13 protein-coding genes are annotated in these 19,016 nt (G+C 66.8%); 1 reads left to right on the forward strand and 12 read right to left on the reverse strand.

Going from position 1 to position 19,016, the window contains the following annotated elements; genetic code table 11:
• Positions 1-162: 162 nt before the first annotated feature.
• The 4 genes from lpdA to EDF74_RS05220 are packed head-to-tail and all read right to left on the reverse strand — an operon-like array spanning position 163 to position 5,197.
• Positions 163-1,569, reverse strand: coding sequence for a dihydrolipoyl dehydrogenase (lpdA, locus tag EDF74_RS05205; RefSeq protein ID WP_046273751.1), 1,407 nt, complete (start codon positions 1,567-1,569; stop codon positions 163-165).
• Positions 1,570-1,572: 3 nt separating this feature from the next.
• A complete protein-coding gene (locus EDF74_RS05210) occupies positions 1,573-2,931 on the reverse strand; it encodes a dihydrolipoamide acetyltransferase family protein (RefSeq protein WP_123729075.1) in 1,359 nt (452 codons plus the stop codon).
• A 3-nt stretch (positions 2,932-2,934) separates the two neighbouring features.
• A complete protein-coding gene (locus EDF74_RS05215) occupies positions 2,935-3,978 on the reverse strand; it encodes an alpha-ketoacid dehydrogenase subunit beta (RefSeq protein ID WP_123729076.1) in 1,044 nt (347 codons plus the stop codon).
• A 4-nt stretch (positions 3,979-3,982) separates the two neighbouring features.
• Positions 3,983-5,197, reverse strand: coding sequence for a 3-methyl-2-oxobutanoate dehydrogenase (2-methylpropanoyl-transferring) subunit alpha (locus tag EDF74_RS05220; protein ID WP_260232183.1), 1,215 nt, complete (start codon positions 5,195-5,197; stop codon positions 3,983-3,985).
• 298 nt (positions 5,198-5,495) lie between these two features.
• On the opposite strand from EDF74_RS05220, the gene EDF74_RS05225 reads away from it, so the two are divergent.
• A complete protein-coding gene (locus EDF74_RS05225; protein WP_123729078.1) occupies positions 5,496-6,407 on the forward strand; it encodes a LysR substrate-binding domain-containing protein in 912 nt (303 codons plus the stop codon).
• On the opposite strand, the gene EDF74_RS05230 is transcribed toward EDF74_RS05225, so the two are convergent.
• The 8 genes from EDF74_RS05230 to EDF74_RS05265 all read right to left on the reverse strand — a co-directional run bounded on the left by EDF74_RS05230 (position 6,377) and on the right by EDF74_RS05265 (position 18,802).
• The gene (locus tag EDF74_RS05230; protein WP_123729079.1) at positions 6,377-7,528 is read right to left on the reverse strand and encodes a YkvI family membrane protein; all 1,152 of its coding nucleotides are present in this window, start codon (positions 7,526-7,528) and stop codon (positions 6,377-6,379) included. The genes EDF74_RS05225 and EDF74_RS05230 overlap by 31 nt on opposite strands.
• A gap of 26 nt (positions 7,529-7,554) precedes the next feature.
• Entirely contained in the window at positions 7,555-8,529 is a 975-nt protein-coding gene (gene bla, locus EDF74_RS05235) for a class A beta-lactamase (RefSeq protein WP_123729080.1), read from the reverse strand.
• Positions 8,526-9,569, reverse strand: coding sequence for a DUF1611 domain-containing protein (locus EDF74_RS05240; protein WP_123729081.1), 1,044 nt, complete (start codon positions 9,567-9,569; stop codon positions 8,526-8,528). Before EDF74_RS05240 ends, bla begins: the two co-directional genes overlap by 4 nt.
• Before the next feature lie 143 nt (positions 9,570-9,712).
• Complete coding sequence (locus EDF74_RS05245) at positions 9,713-11,920, reverse strand: TonB-dependent receptor (protein WP_123729082.1); 2,208 nt, start codon at positions 11,918-11,920, stop codon at positions 9,713-9,715.
• Between the two features lie 513 nt (positions 11,921-12,433).
• Complete coding sequence (locus EDF74_RS05250; RefSeq protein ID WP_123729083.1) at positions 12,434-13,765, reverse strand: peptide MFS transporter; 1,332 nt, start codon at positions 13,763-13,765, stop codon at positions 12,434-12,436.
• A 19-nt stretch (positions 13,766-13,784) separates the two neighbouring features.
• Positions 13,785-15,791 (reverse strand): serine hydrolase domain-containing protein, encoded by a 2,007-nt coding sequence (locus EDF74_RS05255; RefSeq protein ID WP_184997068.1) that lies wholly within the window; start codon positions 15,789-15,791, stop codon positions 13,785-13,787.
• On the reverse strand, positions 15,788-16,786 hold the full coding sequence (locus EDF74_RS05260; RefSeq protein WP_123729085.1) for a dipeptide epimerase: 999 nt from the start codon (positions 16,784-16,786) through the stop codon (positions 15,788-15,790). The genes EDF74_RS05255 and EDF74_RS05260 overlap by 4 nt, the downstream gene beginning before the upstream one ends.
• 33 nt (positions 16,787-16,819) lie before the next feature.
• Positions 16,820-18,802: a serine hydrolase domain-containing protein gene (locus EDF74_RS05265; protein ID WP_123729086.1), complete on the reverse strand. Its 1,983-nt coding sequence runs from the start codon at positions 18,800-18,802 to the stop codon at positions 16,820-16,822.
• Positions 18,803-19,016 lie beyond the last annotated feature (214 nt).

The raw sequence follows: 19,016 nt of genomic DNA on the forward strand, positions 1-19,016 counted from the left end.
CGGGAAGGAGGGCCGGTGGCCGATCCGCCACAGCCAACGGCCACGGCCGCTCATTGCGGCGTACCGCAAGCAACACAAAGAAACGGCCCGCAGTGCGGGCCGTTTCTTTTACTGACTGGACATCCAGCGCTGCCGATTCCTCAGCAGCGCCGTGCAGATGCCTTAGATATGCAACGCATGCCCCAGCGCACGCAGCGCCGCTTCCTGCACCGCCTCGCCCAACGTCGGGTGCGGGTGGATCGTCCCGGCGATATCTTCCAGCGTGGCGCCCATCTCGATGGACTGCACGAAGGCGATCGACAGCTCCGACACCTGCACGCCCACGGCCTGCCAGCCGAGGATGCGGTGGTCGCTGCTGCGCGCGACAACGCGCACGAAGCCATCGGTGGATTCCAGCGACATCGCACGGCCGTTGGCCGCGAACGGGAACAGCGCGGCCTTGGTCTCGATGCCCTGTGCCTTGGCTTCGTCCGGCGACAGCCCGACCACCACGATTTCCGGATCGGTGAAGCACACCGCCGGAATCGCGGCCGGCACGAAGTGGCGCTTCTTGCCGCTGACGATCTCGGCCACCAGTTCGCCCTGTGCCATCGCGCGGTGCGCGAGCATCGGCTCACCGGCGACATCACCGATCGCCCACACGTTGCGCATCGAGGTCTTGCACTGGTCGTCGATCTTGATCGCCTTGCCGGTCAGATCCAGCTGCAGCGATTCGAGATTGAAGCCGTCGGTCTTCGGGCGACGACCCACCGCGACCAGGATCTGGTCGGCGTCCAGTGCGATTTCGTTACCGTCCTTGTCACGCACGCGCAGCTGGCCGTTGTCGGCCAGGCCGAGCACGCTGTGGCCGGTCAGCAGCTTCACGCCGGACTTCTCCAGGTGCGTGGCGACCGGCTTGGTCAGCTCGGCGTCGTAGGCCGGCAGGATGCGTTCCTGGGCCTCGACTACCGTGACTTCGCAGCCGAGCTTGCGATAGACCGTGCCCAGTTCCAGGCCGATGTAGCCGCCACCGACGACGATCAGCTGCTTGGGCAGCGAGGTCGGCGAGAGGGCTTCGGTCGAGGAAATGACCTTGCCGCCGAACGGCAGGAACGGCAGTTCCACCGGCACCGAGCCGGTGGCCAGCAGCAGGTGCTCGCAGGTGATGCGCAGCGTGCCGCCGTCTTCCGCCGCGCCGGCGATCTCGACGGTCTTGCCGTCGACGATCGTGGCCCAGCCCTTGATCAGCTGCGCGCCGTTCTTCTTCAGCAGTGCGCTGACGCCACCGGTGAGCTTCTTGACGATGCCGGCCTTCCACGCGACGGTCTTGGCCAGGTCCAGCGAGGGGGCCTGCACGCTGATGCCCAGCGGCGAGGTGCCTGCCGCATAGGCGGTGACCTTGGCGAATTCCTCGGCGGCATGGATCAGCGCCTTGGACGGAATGCAGCCGATGTTGAGGCAGGTGCCACCCGGATTGACGCCCTCGACCACGATGGTCTTGACGCCGAGCTGGCCGGCGCGGATGCCGGCGATGTAACCGCCCGGACCGCCGCCGATGATCAGCAACTGGGTTTGAAGGGTATTGGACATCGCTTACTCCACGAACAGCAGGGCCGGGGTTTCCAGGCGCGTACGGATCGCCTGCACGAACTCGGCCGCATCCATGCCATCGACGATGCGATGGTCGAACGAGGACGACAGATTCATCAGCTTGCGGGCAACGACCTGGCCCTCGCGGAACATCGGGCGTTCGATGATGCGGTTCACACCGACGATCGCGACTTCCGGATGGTTGATGATCGGGGTCGACACCACACCGCCAACGGCACCGAGGCTGCTGATGGTGATGGTCGAGCCGGACAGCTCCTCACGGGTCGCCTTGCCCACGCGCACGGCGTTGGCCAGGCGCGCGATCTCGGTGGCGGTCTGCCACAGGTCCAGCGACTCGGCATGCGCGACCACCGGGACCGACAGGCCGACCTCGCTCTGGGTTGCGATGCCCAGCTGCACACCCTCGTAGCGGGTCACGATGTTGGCCTGGTCGTCGAAGCGGGCGTTCATCTGCGGGAAGTCGCGTGCGGCCAGCACCACCGCGCGTGCCAGCAGCGGCAGCAGGGTCAGCTTGCCGCGCTCCTTGGCCCAGCGCTCGTTGAGCTTGGCGCGCAGGGCCTCCACTTCCGTGACGTCGATTTCTTCCACATAGGTGATGTGCGGAATGGTCGTCCAGGACTGCTGCATCTTCTGCGCGATCTTGCGGCGCAGGCCGATGATCGGCACCTGCTGCTCGCCGGTACGGCGCGCGTAGCTGCTGCCGCCGGCACTGCCACCGACCGGCTGCGCCTTGCCACCGGCGGCGGCGTAGGCATCCAGATCGGCCTGCAGGATGCGACCGCCCGGGCCGGTGGCCGGCACGTAGCGCAGCTCGACACCCAGATCCCAGGCGCGGCGGCGCACGGCAGGTGAGGCCAGCGGGGCTTCACCGGCGGTGAGCACGCCGTTGGTGACCGCGCCACGCGCGTCCTGCTTGGCGGCACAGGCGGGTGCGGATGCAGCGGCGGCCTTGGCCGGCGTCGCAGCCGGTGCAGCCTCGGCGGCTGCCGCAGGTGCAGCTGCCGCAGGCGCAGCAGCAGGCGCAGCAGCCTTGGGCGCAGCCACCGGTTCGGCCGGCGCGGCAGCGGCCGGTGCACTGGCGGCGCTGGCATTGCCGGCGCCGTCCACTTCCAGGCGGATCAGCTCGCTGCCGACGGCCATCATCTGGCCGGGCGTGCCGCCCAGCGAGACCACGGTGCCTGACACAGGGGAGGGGATCTCGACCATGGCCTTGTCGGTCATGACCTCGGCCACGACCTGGTCTTCGGCGACCGGGCCACCGACCTCGACCTTCCAGGTGATCAGTTCGACTTCGGCGATACCTTCACCGATGTCCGGCATCTTGATGACGTGATGTCCCATGGTTCAGTCCTCCAGCACGCGCTGCATTGCATCGATGACCCGGGACGGACCCGGGAAGTAGTCCCATTCCTGCGCGTGCGGATACGGGGTGTCCCAGCCGGTAACGCGTTCCACCGGTGCCTGCAGGTGGTAGAAGCAATGCTCCTGCACCAGCGCGACCAGTTCGGCGCCGAAGCCGCAGGTGCGGGTGGCTTCGTGCAGCACGATGCAGCGGCCGGTCTTCTTGACCGAATTGACGATGGCCTCCAGGTCCAGCGGCCACAGGCTGCGCAGGTCGATCACTTCGGCATCGATCCCGGCATCTTCAGCGGCGGCCTTGGCCACCCACACGGTGGTGCCGTAGGTGATGATCGTCAGTGCCTTGCCTTCGCGGGCGATGGCGGCCTTGTCCAGGGGCACGTTGTAGTAGCCCTCCGGCACCAGGTTGTCCGGGTATTTGGACCACGCGGTGACCGGGCGGTCGTGGTGACCGTCGAACGGGCCGTTGTACAGGCGCTTGGGCTCCAGGAAGATCACCGGATCGTCGTTCTCGATCGAGGCGATGAGCAGGCCCTTGGCGTCGTACGGGTTGGACGGCATGACCGTGCGCAGGCCGGTGGCGTGGGCGAAGATCGCTTCCGGGCTCTGGCTGTGGGTCTGGCCGCCGTAGATGCCACCACCGCACGGGGTGCGGAACACCAGCGAAGAGGTGAAGCTGCCGCCGGAGCGATAGCGCATGCGCGCCGCTTCGGACACGATCTGGTCGTAGGCCGGGTAGATGTAATCGGCGAACTGGATCTCGGCGACCGGGCGCAGGCCGTAAGCGGCCATGCCGATCGCCGCACCGGCGATGCCGTTCTCGGAAATCGGCGCATCGAACACGCGCTGCTTGCCGTACTTGGTCTGCAGGCCGTCGGTGCAGCGGAACACGCCGCCGAAGTAGCCCACGTCCTGGCCGAAGACCACCACGTTGTCGTCGCGTTCCAGCATCACGTCCATCGCCGAGCGCAGCGCCTGGATCATGGTCATCGGCGTACCGCCGGTGTTGTTCTGTTCAATCCCGCTCATGTGTTCAGACTCCCAACTGCTGACGCTGGCGACGGAGATGTTCGGGCATGTCCTTGTAGACGTCTTCGAACATGAGGGCCGCGCCGGGACGGTTGTCGCTGCCGAGCAACCCGTGGGTCTCGGCTTCCTTGAGGGCACGCAGGATCTCGGCATCCAGTTCGGTGCGCAGTTCGTCGTGCTGCTGCTCGCTCCACAGGCCGCGCTTGATCAGGTGCTGTTTCAGGCGGTCGATCGGATCGCCGAGCGGGAACTGCTGGGCATCATCGGCGGGGCGGTACTTGGACGGATCATCCGAGGTCGAATGCGGCCCGGCGCGGTAGGTCACCCACTCGATCAGGGTCGGGCCGAGATTGCTGCGGGCGCGTTCGGCGGCCCAGCGCGAGGCGGCGTACACCGCCAGAAGATCGTTGCCGTCCACACGCAGCGACGGAATGCCGTAGCCCACGCCGCGCGCGGCGAAGGTGGTGTTCTCACCGCCGGCGATGGCCTGGAAGGTGGAAATCGCCCACTGGTTGTTGACCACGTTGAGCACGACCGGTGCGCGGTACACGTGCGCGAAGGTCAGCGCGGCGTGGAAGTCGCCTTCGGCGGTCGCGCCATCACCCACCCATGCGGTGGCGATGCGGGTGTCGCCCTTGATCGCCGAGGCCATCGCCCAGCCCACGGCCTGGATGTACTGGGTGGTCAGGTTGCCGGAGATCGAGAAGAAGCCGTAGTCCTTGTACGAATACATGATCGGCAGCTGGCGGCCCTTCAGCGGGTCGGCCGCGTTGGACAGCACCTGGCAGATCATGTCGACCAGCGAGACCTGCTTGGTGATCAGGATGCCCTGCTGGCGGTAGGTCGGGAACTGCATGTCGTCATCGCGCAGCGCCAGGGTCTGGCCGACGGCGATGGCTTCTTCACCCAGGCACTGGATGTAGAACGAGGTCTTCTTCTGGCGCTGGGCGATCAGCAGGCGGGCGTCGTAGGCGCGCGTCTTGAGCATGGCGTGCATCGCACGCAGCAGGACCGCGTCGTCGATGTCGGCAGCCCAGGGGCCCACGGCGTCGCCGTTGTCATCCAGCACGCGGATCAGCTGGCCGGTCATCGGCGCGGTCTGGCTGGCGCTCACGTCCACGGGCGGCTTGTCGACCGCGCCGGCGGGGCTCAGCTTCAGATAGGAAAAGTCGGTGGCCTGGCCGGGACGGGCGCTGGGCTCGGGCACGTGCAAACGCAACGGTTCACTCGTGGCGGGAATCTGGGGTGATGACATGTCAGGGGCCTCGCTGGGCTTGGGTCATGAAGCTACAGGCATACCGCCGGCGGGGGGCAACGGTAATGGCGATGTTGACGCGCCGATATCCGGGCTGGATCTCGTCGCGAAGCGGGTAAGGACCAGCGCTTGCAAGGCGGCTGGGGCCATGGCGCATTGCACCCGATGTGAAGTCTAGAGGCACAGCGGCTTATCGTAAATTTGTTTAATTGCGTATGAGGTATTGTTTATTCAGATATCTTCGTTCCGTGGGAGCCCGTGCATGCAAATCCCCGCCAACATGACCCTGCGCCAGCTCCGTTACTTTGCCGAAGCGGCCGAATTGGGGCAGTTCTCGCAGGCCGCGCGCAAGCTGCACGTCTCCCAATCGGTCATCACCACCGCTGTCGCCCAGCTGGAAACCTCGCTGGGCCTGAAGCTGTTCGACCGCATGCCTCACGGGGTGGGGCTGACCGCCGAGGGGCACCGTTTCCACCAGCATGTGCGGCACATCCTGGACACGCTGCAGGACGCGCTCAGTGAGCCCATGTTCCTGGCCAACACCTTGCCGGGCCGGGTGCGGATCGGCGCGTCCTATACGGTGCTGGGCTACTTCCTGCCGAGCCTGCTGGCCCGCTTCAAGCGCTCCTACCCGCAGGTGGAAGTGGATCTGGTCGACATGGACCGCGCCGCGATCGAGCAGGGCGTCAGCAGCGGCGACCTCGACTTCGGCTTGTGCATCATTTCCAACATGGCCGAGCCCTACGTGCTGCGGCGCCAGGTGCTGATCCGCTCGCGCCGCCAGCTGTGGCTGGCCGAGTCGCATCCGCTGCTGCAGCTGCCGGTGATCAGCCCGGCCGACGTCGAGCCGTATCCGTACATCATGCTGATGGTCGACGAAGGGCAGGAGTCGGCGATGCGCTACTGGCGCTCGGTCGGGCGCGAACCGAACGTCGTGTTCAGGACCTCGTCGCTGGAGGCGCTGCGGGGCATGGTCGCCTACGGGTTCGGGGTCAGCATCCTGTCGGACATGGTCTACCGCCCCTGGTCGCTGGAGGGGCGCCGGATCGACGTGCGCACCCTCACCGATGCGGTGCCGCCGATGGAGGTCGGCCTGGTCTGGCGCCCGGACGAAGACCTGTCCGCGCCGGCACGCGCCCTGCATCAGTTCCTGGTCTTCGCCTGTGGCGGCTGAGTGGCGATGACCTCGAACGCCTGCCCGCGGCGTGACCAGATCTGCCACGCCGAGTACGCCAGCAGCGGCACCACGTAGGTGGCCAGGATGGCGTAGGCCAGCAGCCGGTAGCCCTTGGCGATAAGCGCCACCAGGCCGATGCCATCGGCCATGAACACGGCCATCAGCAGGATCGCCACGATGATCGCCACGCGGACCCCGCGCTTCGGTGCGGCACCGGTGCGTTCTGTCCAGTTGACGCTGATGCGGCCATCCACCGAGGCCATCAGCGTCACCCCGGTTTCCACCAGCGCCACCATGATCATCAAGCGGAACAGCCACTGGAACCACGGCAGGCCGAGCTGGCCGAGCATGAGGTCGGACGGGAGCGGGGCATCGGCGATGTCCGGCAGGAACGCGATCATGCAGACGTAGAACACGATCGCCGGCAGGATCGCCAACGGGCCGGCCAGGGCGCCGGCGATGACCGCATCGCGACGGCACAGCAGGTGCCGCACGACCAGCAGGATCGAGACCGCCGCGAACATGTTGTAGCCGGCGTAGGTCACGCCGTTGAGGACCCAGTCCGGGCCGAGTTCATGGGTGTTGGACAACTGCGCCATCGCGCCGCCGCCGAAGCGGTACAGGATCAGGCAGGCGGCAATCGCGTAGACCAGGTACATGAAGGCCGACATCAGCTTGAACATGCGCTCGACGGCATTGGTGCCGGCCTGCACCACGCCGGTGATGATCGCCACCAGCAGCAGGGTGCCGACGATCCGCGGCCAGCCGAACATGGTCGCGGCCAGTTCGCCGGCGGCCGCGCCGAACACGGCCAGCACCACCACGATCAGCGCCAGGTAGGCCACTTCGAACGTCCACCAGCCACGGCCGAGCAGATGCCGGAAGAAGGTGCGGTAGTCGTTGGCACGGATCGCCCGTGCCAACAGGAACGTCAGGATGCAGATCACGCTCCAGATCAGCATCGACAACACCATCGCCGCCAGGCCGCCCCAGGGGCCCGAGGGCAGGAAAAACTCCGCCAGCTCACGGCCGGTGGCGTATCCGCCGCCGATCACGGCGGACTTGAACGCCAGACCGGGCAACAGATACCGCTGGAACCGGCTGGCGGCGGCGGTCACTTGCGGGCGGCCGTGGGCTGCAGCAGTTAGAAGTCGCGCACGGTGCGCGCGATCTCGGCGATCACCCGCTCACGTTCGCTGCGCGGGGCATTGCTGGCTTTGACGAACACGGAGATCGCGAACTGGCTGCCATCGGGCAGGGTGACCACGCCCACATCGTTGACGGTGCCGGCCACGGTGCCGCTCTTGTCGGCCACCTTGGTGCCCGGCGGCAGGCTGCCACGCAGGCGTGCACTGCAGGTGCGGCAGCGTTCCATGATCTGCACCAGCACCTCGGTGCTGGCCGGGCTCAGCGCCTTGCCGGTGAACAGTCGGGTCAGCAGGGTCGACATTGCGCGCGGCGTGGAGGTGTCGCGCGGATCCTTGTCGAAGGCTTCGTTGCCGGATTTCGTGCGCTTGACCACCTCGGGGTCGAGGGTCAGTTCGGCGACGCGCTCCTTGGTCAGCGGTTCATCGCCGAGGCCGAAGATATCGCTCAGCAGTTGCCGAGTGTTGCGATCCAGGCGCTGGCCCTCGATGCCCTGCGCACGCAGCCAGGCGGTGACCGCGGCTGGTCCGCCGGCCTGCGCCACCAGCACGTCGGTGGCGGTGTTGTCGCTCTGGGTCAGCATGACCTCCAGCAGGTTGTGCACCGACAGGCTCACACCGTCGTGGATGAAGCGGTCCGCAATCACTTCCGAATCGACATAGAACGCTTTCGGCACCGGCACCATCGTGGTCAGTGCCAGCTCGCCGGCATCCACCTTGCTCAGGATCACTGCCGCGACGGCGACCTTGAACGTGCTGGCCATCGGGAAGCCTTCGTCCGGATTCAGATGGACCTGCGCACCCTTGCCATCCAGGCGCCACGCCGAGACACCGACCTTGCCGTCGACCAGCGTGGCCAGCCGTGCGACTTCGGTTTCAACCGGACTGGCCTTGCTGGCGCTGAAGGCGGCCAGCGGGCTCAGGCCCAGCAGTGCCACGATGCACAGGCTCAAGGTACGGGATGTCATCTTCATGCGATGCAGGCCTCCAGCAGACGATTGAATTCCCCATCTTGCCGCATCGGGTCGGCCGCAGGCAGACCAAGACGCGCGCTGACCTCGGCACAGGCGGCCGATGCCGCTTCGGCGGTCATGCCGTGGGTGTTGAGGCTGACGCCGACACAGCGGATATCCGGATTGGTGCGGCGGCCCAGCTGCACGGTCAACGCGATCACGTCTTCGATGGAGGGCAGCGGGTAGTCGGGGTAACCGAGCACATGCTGGCGCCCCGGCTGGTGGCAGACCACGAACACGTCCGGCTGGCTGCCATGCAGCAGGCCGAGGCTGACGCCCGCGTAGGCAGGGTGGAACAGTGAGCCCTGGCCTTCGATGACATCCCAGTGATCGGCGGCCGCATCCGGGCTGAGCAGTTCAGCGGCGCCGGCCGAGAAGTCGGCCACCACCGCGTCCATCGGAATACCGCTGCCGGCGATCAGGATGCCGGTCTGGCCGCTGGCGCGGAAGTCGGCATCCACACCACGTTCGCGAAGGCCGCGGACCAGGGCCAGCGCGGTGTACTTCTTGCCCAGCGCACAGTCGGTGCCGACGGTCAGCACACGCTTGCCGGTACGCTTGCGGCCATTGCCGACCGGAATGCCGCGTGGCGGCACGCGCACGTTGATCAGCTGGCGACCGGTGCGTTCGGCGGCGGCGGCCAGTTCCGGGATATCACCGAGCTTGTGGTGCATGCCGCTGATCAGATCCAGGCCTTCCTCCAGCGCCTCGACCAGCGCCGGCAGCCACTGCGCAGGAATCACGCCGCCCCCGTTGGCCACGCCGATCACCATCGCACGCGCACCCGCGGCACGCGCCTGTGCCGGCGTCATCGTCGGCAGGCCCGTGGTGATCGGGCAGCCGGGCAGGCTCCACTCGGCCACGCAGACCTCCGGCGCCCAGTCTTTCAGGCCGATCGCGGTCTTGGCGAAGCCCGCTTCGGTGGTGTCGCCCAGGAACAGCAGGTAGGGCTGGGGGAGAGCGGCAAGTGCGAGCACTTCAGCGGTCGGGGTCGACGTCATGACGGAATCCAATAGGCGAGCGGCAGAGGGTGAGCACCCACGACGGCGACGGTGGCAGTCGTTGGCCTCGTTGGACCTGTATAAGTCCTAATCAGAGAATATGCAACCCAATCAGGATAATTGCGGTTCTCTTGGCGCTGGCCTCAGTACCGGTAGTCGATCGACATGCCGATGGTGCGCGGCTGCAGCGGCACGCCGGTCACGGCCACGTAGCGGTTGAGCGCGTCGCGGACGGAGCCGGTGGAGACATAAGCACGCTCATCGGTGGCATTGCGGGCATACAGGCGGACCGTCCACGTCATGTTGGTCAGCTCGGCATGCAGGTCCAACGCGTTGTAGCTGTCGATCTCGTACGCGCCGGCCACGCGTTCGCCGGTGACGCGGTAACCCGCACCGACCCGGCCCTGCCACTGGTCGCTCACATCGAAGTCGTAATCGATGGTGCTCGACCAGCTCAGGCGTGGGGTCATGGGCATGCGGCCACCTGCGACCAGGCCGCTCGACGTCGGCACGTCGCCGATCTTCGAATCGATGTAGGCCGCGTTGAGGCCCACGGTCAGGCGCTCGGCCGGGCGCACCATCATGCTCAGCTCCGCCCCTTGGCTGCGCGCGCTGCCGGCGTTGCCCATCCAGCTCAGGCCGTTCTCGGACACACGCACCTGGATGTCGTCCCAGTTGATCCGGAACAAGGCCAGATCAATCATCGCGCGGCGATCCCAGAAGTGCGATTTGAAGCCGAACTCGAGGTTGTCCAGCGTGTCGGCCTTGGTCATCGGCACCACGCCGGAGGTCGATACGTTTGGTCCACCCGGGCGATAGCCGGTGGCGTAGCGGGCGTAGATCATCGAGGTGTCGTTGAGGTGCCAGCGCGAGGCCAGCTTCCAGGTGGTGACGCTGTCATCGGACGAGTCGCTCAGATCGATCGGCCGTGGGCCGTACAGCAGGCCGATGCTGTGCTGCTCGAAGTCCTGCTGGTTGCGCGCATGCCGCACACCGGCGGAGACATCGAAGCGGGGGCTGAACTTGTACGTGACGTCGGCGAAGATCGCCTGCTCGTCATAGGTGCCCGGCAGGCTCGCGGTGCCGGGATTGAACGGCAGCGGGATGCCGTTGGCATCGTAGGCGCTGACCTGCTGGCGGTTGGCGTTCTTCTCGCCGGTGAAGAAAGTACCGAGCAGCCACTCGACGCGCTCGCTTTCCTTGGAGCTGAGGCGGAACTCCTGCGTCCATTTTCGCGTACCGAGGAAGACGTCGAACTGCGCCTGGCCGGCGGGGTAGGTGGTCAGATACGGCCATGCCACGCCATAGACAAGCGAGGAGTCCTGCACTTCGTCCATGCGGGTTTCGGAGAAGCTGGTGGCGGAGACGAAATCCACATTGCCCAGGTCCCAGTCCAGGATTGCCGAGTAGTAGTCCGTTTCCATCCGGTACGGCGTCGCGCGCTGCAGGATGCCTTCGAGCGGACCGCGGATCGGCTCCAGCGTGGGGTAGGTCAGCCCCACCGCGCTCGAGTTGTCGGCATCCACGATCTGCGAGAGCGCCTGCACGCGCAGGTTCGCGGTGTCGCTGATGCGCCAGGTCAGGGCCAGGCGTGAGGCCAGTTGGTAGTAGCCGTTGCTGTCCTTGGCATCCTCGCCGGTGAGGTCGGGCTGGTCGACGTACCCGGGCGTGCTCTGACGCGAGAGGCTGGCGCGCATGGCCAGCTTGCCTTCAATGAGCGGCACGTTGAACGCAGTGCGCACGCCGATGCCGGTATCGCCAGCTTCTTTTGTCGCGTTCACGTCCGTACCGGCGCGAAACTCGAACGCATCCGGATCGGCCGCCTTGGTGATGTACTTGAACAGCCCGCCCATCGAACTGGCGCCGTACAGCGTGCCCTGCGGGCCACGAAGCACTTCCACGCTCTGGATGTCGTACGGCAACAGATCCAGCGCGTAGGTGGTCGCGCGCTGTTTGTTGCTGCTCGGGCCGATCGGCGTGTCATCGATGTAGGTACCGATGATCGAGCCGCCCCCGAGAGGCGCTACGCCGCGCAATGCCATCGTGGTCTGCCCGGGGGCGCCGCCGCTGTCCACCTGGAAGCCCGGCACGTAGGCGGCGAAGTCGTTCAGGCGGGTGGCGCCGAAGGCCTCGAGACGCTCTTCGCTGATCACGCTGACGCCGGCGGCCACCTCCATCACGTTCTCGGCGCGCTTCTGTGCGGTAGCCACCACGCGATCAAGCTCCACCACATCGGGTGTGCTGCGGCTGCCATCGGCGTCGGCATCCTGGGCCATCGCTGCGGTGGCAAGGCTCATGCAGCACAGGCTGACGGTGGCGGCGAGGATCGAGCGTTTCATCGTCTTGCGCATGCGGCGGACTCTCCGGAATCAGGAACGGGGTCAGGCAGGAAAAACGACGGCCGTGCACGGCGGTAACAGCCGTGCAGGGGTGTGGAGGCGCGCGCTGTCGAAGCCGCGCCGGGTAGGCACGTCGCTAGGGGGAGGGGGCGTGGGGGAAGGAAGCGGCAGACGACGGGCATTGCCAGGTGCAAGGCCGTGTTGCTGACCAGCGGCGCGTGGGAGCGGAGGCTGGCGGTCAGTGCGGGCGCGCGGGCATACCGGCGGCTGGGGTCGTACGGAAACTGATCGGGCATTTCGACATCCCTACAAATCCTATGTAAGGAATATTTAGTCTGATCAGGAATATGTCAAGCGCAATCAGAAAACATAATCCCAAGTAGGACTATTGCGCTGCAGCAATTCAGCGGAGGCCGAACGGCGTTGTCGGGTGTTGTGATCTGTCCCGGGGGCGTACGCCGGGAAACCGGATGCTATCGACCGCGATCTCCGCCGCGGCCAATGGCCATGCTCAACGCTGCGGGCTCAACCCGATGTCACCGCACCGTCGGCCGGGGCGGCATTCTGTGGTGCAGGTGCAGCATTGCCGGCGAGCAGCGGTCGGGCGCGTCGCTCCAGGCGCAGCAGCAGCACCGCCACGAGCATGCAGGTGCCCCCCATCAGCGAGAAGAACACGGTGCTGGACAGTGTCGACCACAGCATGCCGACCGCGCCGGCCAGCAGGTTGCCGCCGAAGGAGGCGAGGAACCAGAACGCGATGATCGTCGCGCCGAAGCCCACGGGGGCGAGACGTGCGAAAAGACCCAGCCCCACCGGCAGGATGAACAGCTCGCCGAAGGTGAAGATCGCAAAGAACAGCGCGGCCCACAGCCAGCCGACCTTGGCCGACGGTTCGCCGCCGAGGATCGCCACCAGCACGAACGACAGGCCGACCACGGCGGCGCCGATCGCCATCTTGGTCAGCGCCGCAGGTTCACGACCGCCGCGCGCCTGCCGCGTCCAGCGGCGCACCAGCAGCGGGGTGATCAGGAACACCAGCAGCGGATTGAGTGAGAAGAACCAGGTCATCGGAATCGTGAAGTCCGCAGTGAGCACGCGGTCCACACCGGTGTCGAGCCAGATCGCGATGGTGTTGCCGATCTGCTCGTAAGCCAGCCGGAACACCACGATGAGCCCGGCAATCATCGCCATCAGCTGCAGCAGGGGCCGGTAGGCCGGTTGCCAGAGCGCCGAGAAGGGCAGCGTCGCCCGCTCGCTGCGCGGCGGGTCCGGCGGCAGGTGGCGGCGGCCGGTGATGTAGATCACCAGCCCCAGCAGCATGCCGATGCCGGCGGCGGAGAAACCGACATGCCAGCCGTAGACCTCACCCAGCGTGCCGCAGATCAGCGGGGCGAGAAACGCGCCGAGGTTGATGCCCACGTAGTACACGTTGAACGCCGAGCCACGACGCGGATCATCGCGCTGGTACAGATCGCCGACCTGGCCGGGCAGGGTCGGCAGGAACAGGCCGTTGCCGAGCACGATCGCCAGCAGGGCCGGATACAGCAGCGCATCGAAGGCCATCAGGAAATGGCCGAACGCCATGATCGCCCCGCCCAGGATCACCGCACGCCGCTTGCCCAGCCAGCGGTCGGCGAGCATGCCGCCGAACACCGGGCTGAGGTAGGCCAGCGCCGTGTACAGGCCATAGACCATCGAGGCCTGTTCCTGCGAGAACAGCAGCTGCTTGGTCATGTAATAGACCAGCAGCGCGCGCATGCCGTAGTAGGAGAACTTCTCCCACATCTCGGTGAGGAACAGGATGGTCAGGCCTGGCGGTTGCCCGAACCAGGCCTTGCGCGGTGCATCGATCATCATCGGGCGGGGCGTCCGTCGGTCAGAGCTGCAGGCCGGTACTGATCAGGCGCTGGGTGATGGCGACGAACGCCACCACCACGCCGGCCAGTGCGACCACCCAAGCACCGTAGCGGCGCACACGGGGCCAGCTGGCCGGCGCACGGAGCGCCACCCACACCAGGGCCACGGCTGCCAACACGCTCAGCCACGACAGCGCCTGCACCAGGATCAAGGGGCCGTTGGTGTAGGACGAGATCGCGCCCGGGCCCGCGATCGATTTCACGTACAGCGCCCAGGCAACGACGGTGCCCAGCTGCGTGGTGATCGACAACGTCTGCAGCCAGCGCAGGCCGTGGCCTTCTGCCGGTGCGCTGACCCGGTAGTAACGACGTACGAACACGCCACCGATGCGCAGCACGGCCGACAGCGTCAGCAACCCCAGTGCGACAAACAGCGCAGGGCGCAGCCACGCCGGTGAACGCCACGCGGGAATCGGCTCGAAACCGAACACCGAGGCGAACGGGCCGCCGGAGAAGTACACCGGCCGGCCATCCTCGACCTTCACTTCCAACAGGCCGCGGCCGTTTTCCTGCTGCCACAACCAGGGCGACACCTCGCGCCAGCGCAGCAGTTGACCGTTCAGGCCCTTCTGGCCATCGACGGTGATCGTGCCGTCGTCCTGCGGGTGCACGCGCGTCGGCGCAAACAGCGAGAGCATGCGCAGATACGAACTGTCCGAGCGACGCGTGCTCTGCCAGGTGATGCCTGCCAGCGCTGCCGCATGTTCGCGCGCGATCGCGGCATCCACGCCCGGACCCGCCGCTTCGATCGGCAACGTTGGCAGGAAGTTCTCCACGAAGCGTTCCCAGACCTGGGCACGCAGGGCCGAGCCGGCCGCGTCACGGCCGACGCTGTTGGTCGACACGAACACGCCGATGTTCCGCTCCGGGATCATCCACAGCCACGAGTAGAAGAACAGCATTGTGCCGCCGTGTGAGCGCGTGTCGTAGCCGCCGGTGTCCGAGGCCATCCAGCCCAGTGTCATGCGCGGCAGATGCGGCAGGATCGCTGCCTGGGGGGTCAGCATCTGCGCGTTGGTCTCGGCACGCATGATGCGCTGCCCATCAAGCTCACCATGATTGAGCGCGGCCATCATGAAACGTGACATCGCCGCGCCGGAGGCATACAGCCCACCCACGCCTGGCGCGGTGTTCTTCTCGGCCGGGTAGCTCTTGCCCGAGCCCAGCAGGTAGCCCTTGGCGGCGTGCGGCAGCAGTTCGGCCGGCAGCTTCTGTTCGAAGCTGGCGTACTGCATGTCCAGCGGCTGCAGGATGTGCTGCTGGGCGTACTCCTCGAAGCGCTGCCCGCTGACGCGCTCGACGATGTACGAGGCGATGCCGGTGGCGTAGTTGGAGTATGCCGGCTTGGTGCCCGGCGCCGAGATCTGGTTCGGCACCCAGTCCTTGAGGTAGTTGTCGCGGTTGGCCGGATGGTCCGGACCCAGCACGATCAGGTAGCGCATGCGCTCTTCCAGACCGCTGGTGTGGGTCATGATCTGGCGCAGCGTGATCGGCTCACCCTTGGCCGGGACCTTGATGTCCAGGTAGGTGTTGATGTCGGTGTCCAGGTCCAGCTTGCCCTGTTCGACCAGCTGCATCACCGCGGTCCAGACGAACAGCTTGGAGATCGAGCCCGGACGGAACAGGGTGGTCTTGGGATCCACCGGCGTGCGCTTTTCCACATCGGAGAAGCCAAAGCCGCGCTCGGTGACGACCTTGCCGTTCTCGACCACCGTCACCACGGCGCCAGCAAGATCGCCCTGCGCCATCAGGTAGGGCACCAGGCCATCGAGGAAGGTGTCCACGCGCGCCGCATCCAGCGTGCCGGTGGGGGACTGCGCAGGTGTGATGCTGTCAGGCGACTCGACCGTCGCGGTCGCCGGCACCGCCGGAGCGGCGACGGGGACGGGTGCCTGCGCATGCAGCGGTGAGAACGCCGCGGTTGATGCCAGCAGCAGGCCCGAAGCCAGTGTGCGCAACGTGCTCATGCGTGCACTCCCTTGCCCCATACGGCATCGTCGCAATGCACCAGTCCGTCGTCATAGCGCAGGCCTGGGACGCGGTCGTCGCTCAGGAACAGCGGGCCATCCAGATCCACCACGTCGCAATGCTGGCCCACGATGAACGCCGGGCCCATCGCCCAGCTGCTGCCGATCATGTTGCCGACCATCACCTGCATGCCCAGCGAGCGGGCCTTGCCGACCATCGCCAGGCTTTCGGTGAGCCCGCCGGCCTTGTCGAGCTTGATGTTGATGACGTCGAACAGGCCTGCCAGCGCTTCGATCTCTGAGACGTCCTGCACACTCTCGTCGGCGGCGAACGGCAGCGGTCGCGCGAAGCCCTTGAGCTCGGCTTCGCGACCGCGCGGCAAGGGTTGTTCCAGCAGCTTGATGTCGTTCTCCAGCAGCACCGGAATCAGCGCATCGAGCACATCCACGCTGTAGCCCTGGTTGGCGTCCACGCCCATCCACACATCCGGGCGCACCTTGCGCACGGCGCGCACACGTTCGATGTCGATATCCAGGTCACCGCTGAGCTTGAGCTTGAGTGCCTTGGCCGGCGCATAGCGTCCGGTGGCGATCGACTGCATCGTCGCCGGGTCATCGGCGCCCAGCGTCCAGGTGGTCAGCAGCGGCCGGGTCTGCGACAGGCCAGCCAGCGCCCAGGCGTGCTTGCCGGTGCGGCTGGCTTCCAGATCCCACAGGGCGCAGTCCAGTGCGTTGCGCGCACCGCCGCGGGGCAGCAGCTGCTGCAGCTCGGCGCGGGTGATGCCGGCTTCGATCCGCGCACGCAGCAGTTCCAGCGTGGCCAGCATCTGCTCGGGCGTGTCATCGAAGTAGTACACGCCGCTGGCTTCGCCACGGCCGCGATGGCCGCCGTCTTCCAGTTCCACGCGCAGTACCGGGGCGTGTTCGAACACGTAGCCGCTGATCCGGAACGGGGCCAGCAACGCAAGCGAGTCGATCTGCAGGGTCAGTTTCACAGGATGTCTCCAGCCCCGTGGTGGGGCTACGGGTCAGTAGTTGAGTGCGAAGTCGGCCAGGCCCATCAGGACCAGGGCGTAAGCGAGCACGCAGGCGGCGATCAGCAGCAGCACCGCCCATACGCGCGCCAACCAGCCGCGCCCGGCGCGGAAGGTCTGCACCAGATTCCAGGCCGTCGCGCCGATGCCGCCGACGATGGCGATCACCGAGCCGATGCCCAACCCGATCACCGCCGGATCCAGACGATCGTCGAGGCGGGCGAAATCCGCCGACGCCCAGGCCATCACGGCGATGGCCACGGCCGGCACCAGCAGCATGAACCAGCAGGCGGCGCGGCTCAGGCGATAGGCCAGCAGGGTGCTGCGCGGCCAGCCGAGCACACGGCCATGACGACGCCGCGCGAACGCCGCGATCGGCCAGGCCAGTGCGGACAGCGCCAGCACGGTCACGGCAGCTGTCAGCAACGGCTTGAGCCACAGCGCCGAGCGGTAGCCTTCCGCGGCCAGGAACACGTTGAACGGGGAGGACGAATCCACTGCGAAGCCGACCGGCTTGCCGTCCTTGAGGATGGCGGCCAGGCGCAGCTCGCTGTTGCTCGCCTGCCACAGCCACGGTCCAATCGGCTTGAAGGTGGTCGGCTGCCCGTTGGGCTGCTTCAGGCGCGGCAGACGCAGGCTGCCATCGTCGAGGGCTTCCAGGCGCGTCTGGGTGAGGATGCCGGTGCGGCCGATGCCGGTTTCGGCACGGCGCGAATCGAGATAGCTCGGCGCGGCCAGCAGGCGTGCCTGCTGCTTGGCCAGTGCGCCGTCGGCAGCCACGGCCGGGGCCGGAGCGGCGGCCGGGAAATAGCGATCGGCGAAGTTCTCCAGCAGCTCACGCCGGATCGGGCCGGTGATCCCATTGGCGCCGGCGCTGTTGAGCGAGACGAACAGGCCGACATCGTGGTCGCGGAACAGGAACAGCTGCGAGTGGAAGGAGTACGTGTCACCGGCGTGGGACACCACGCGCTGGCCGTTGACGTCGATCTCATAGAACCCGAGCGCCATGGTGTTGAGCGGCGGCGCGAAGCGCGTCTGCGGCGTCAGCATGAGCTGGCTGGTCGCCGCCTTCAGGATGGCCGTGTCATGACCGCCCGCCGCGCTCAGGTGCGCGATCATGAAGCGCGCCATGTCGCTGCCGGTGGCCGACAGCGCACCCGCCGGGGCGGACGGGGTGACTTCGAACGCACGCGGCTTGCCCGAGCCCAGTGCATAGCCCTGGGTGACCAGGGCACGCAACGCCGGCGGCAGCGGCTGGCGGAAGCTGGCGTGCTGCATCTGCAGCGGCACGAAGATGTGCTGCTCGACATACTCGGCGAAGGGCTGGCCCGACACGCGCTCGACGATGTAGCCGGCCAGGCTGGTGCCGTAGTTCGAATACGCCGGCACGGTGCCCGGCGGGAAGATCTGCGCCGGCACGCGGCGCTTGAGGTACGGCCCCAGTGCAATGCCACCGGCTTCGGCAACCGCCTCGCTGGTCCACATGTACTTGATGTTGGCCTCGAAGCCACCGGTATGCGTCATCAGCTGGCGCAGCGTGATCGGCAGGCCGCGTTCGGGCACCTTGAAATCCAGGTACTGGTTGATGTCCGCGTCCAGATCCAGCTTGCCCGCTTCCACCAGCTGCATCACCGCGGTCCAGGTCATCAGCTTGGAAACCGAGGCCATCCGGAACAGGGTGCGGTCCGGGTCCACCGGCGTCTGCTTGGCCACATCGGAGACGCCGTAGCCGCGACGGACCAGGATCTGGCCGTCCTTGACCACGGTGACCACCGCACCGGCGATATCGCCACGTGCGATCGCATACGGCATGAAGCCATCCAGCCAGGTGGTCGCATCGTCGGCGGTCAGCCGGGCAGCGGAATCGGCCTGCGGTACCGGCGCGGCCGGGGGAGAGGGCGGCGGCTGCTGGGCATCCGCCTGGACGGTCAACAACAGCCCACAACACAACGCGACAAAGCCTGACAACGCACGCATGTGACGATCCCCTTGCGAACTGGAAGACGGGTCACCCGAGGCAATCGCGTCAGATGGCCCAAAACAATCTCAATCAGACAACAATATTCCTGATCAGAGAAATGTCAAATGCGCGTGATCCTTCCGGGGCCACCGCCTTGTGCGCACATTGGGGGATTGCGGGGCCTACAGGCGGCGTTCCTCCGCCATTGAGAACGTTTTCAGTGCCTGAAAC

It is taken from the genome of Stenotrophomonas rhizophila, assembly GCF_003751305.1.
Lineage (GTDB): Bacteria > Pseudomonadota > Gammaproteobacteria > Xanthomonadales > Xanthomonadaceae > Stenotrophomonas > Stenotrophomonas rhizophila_B.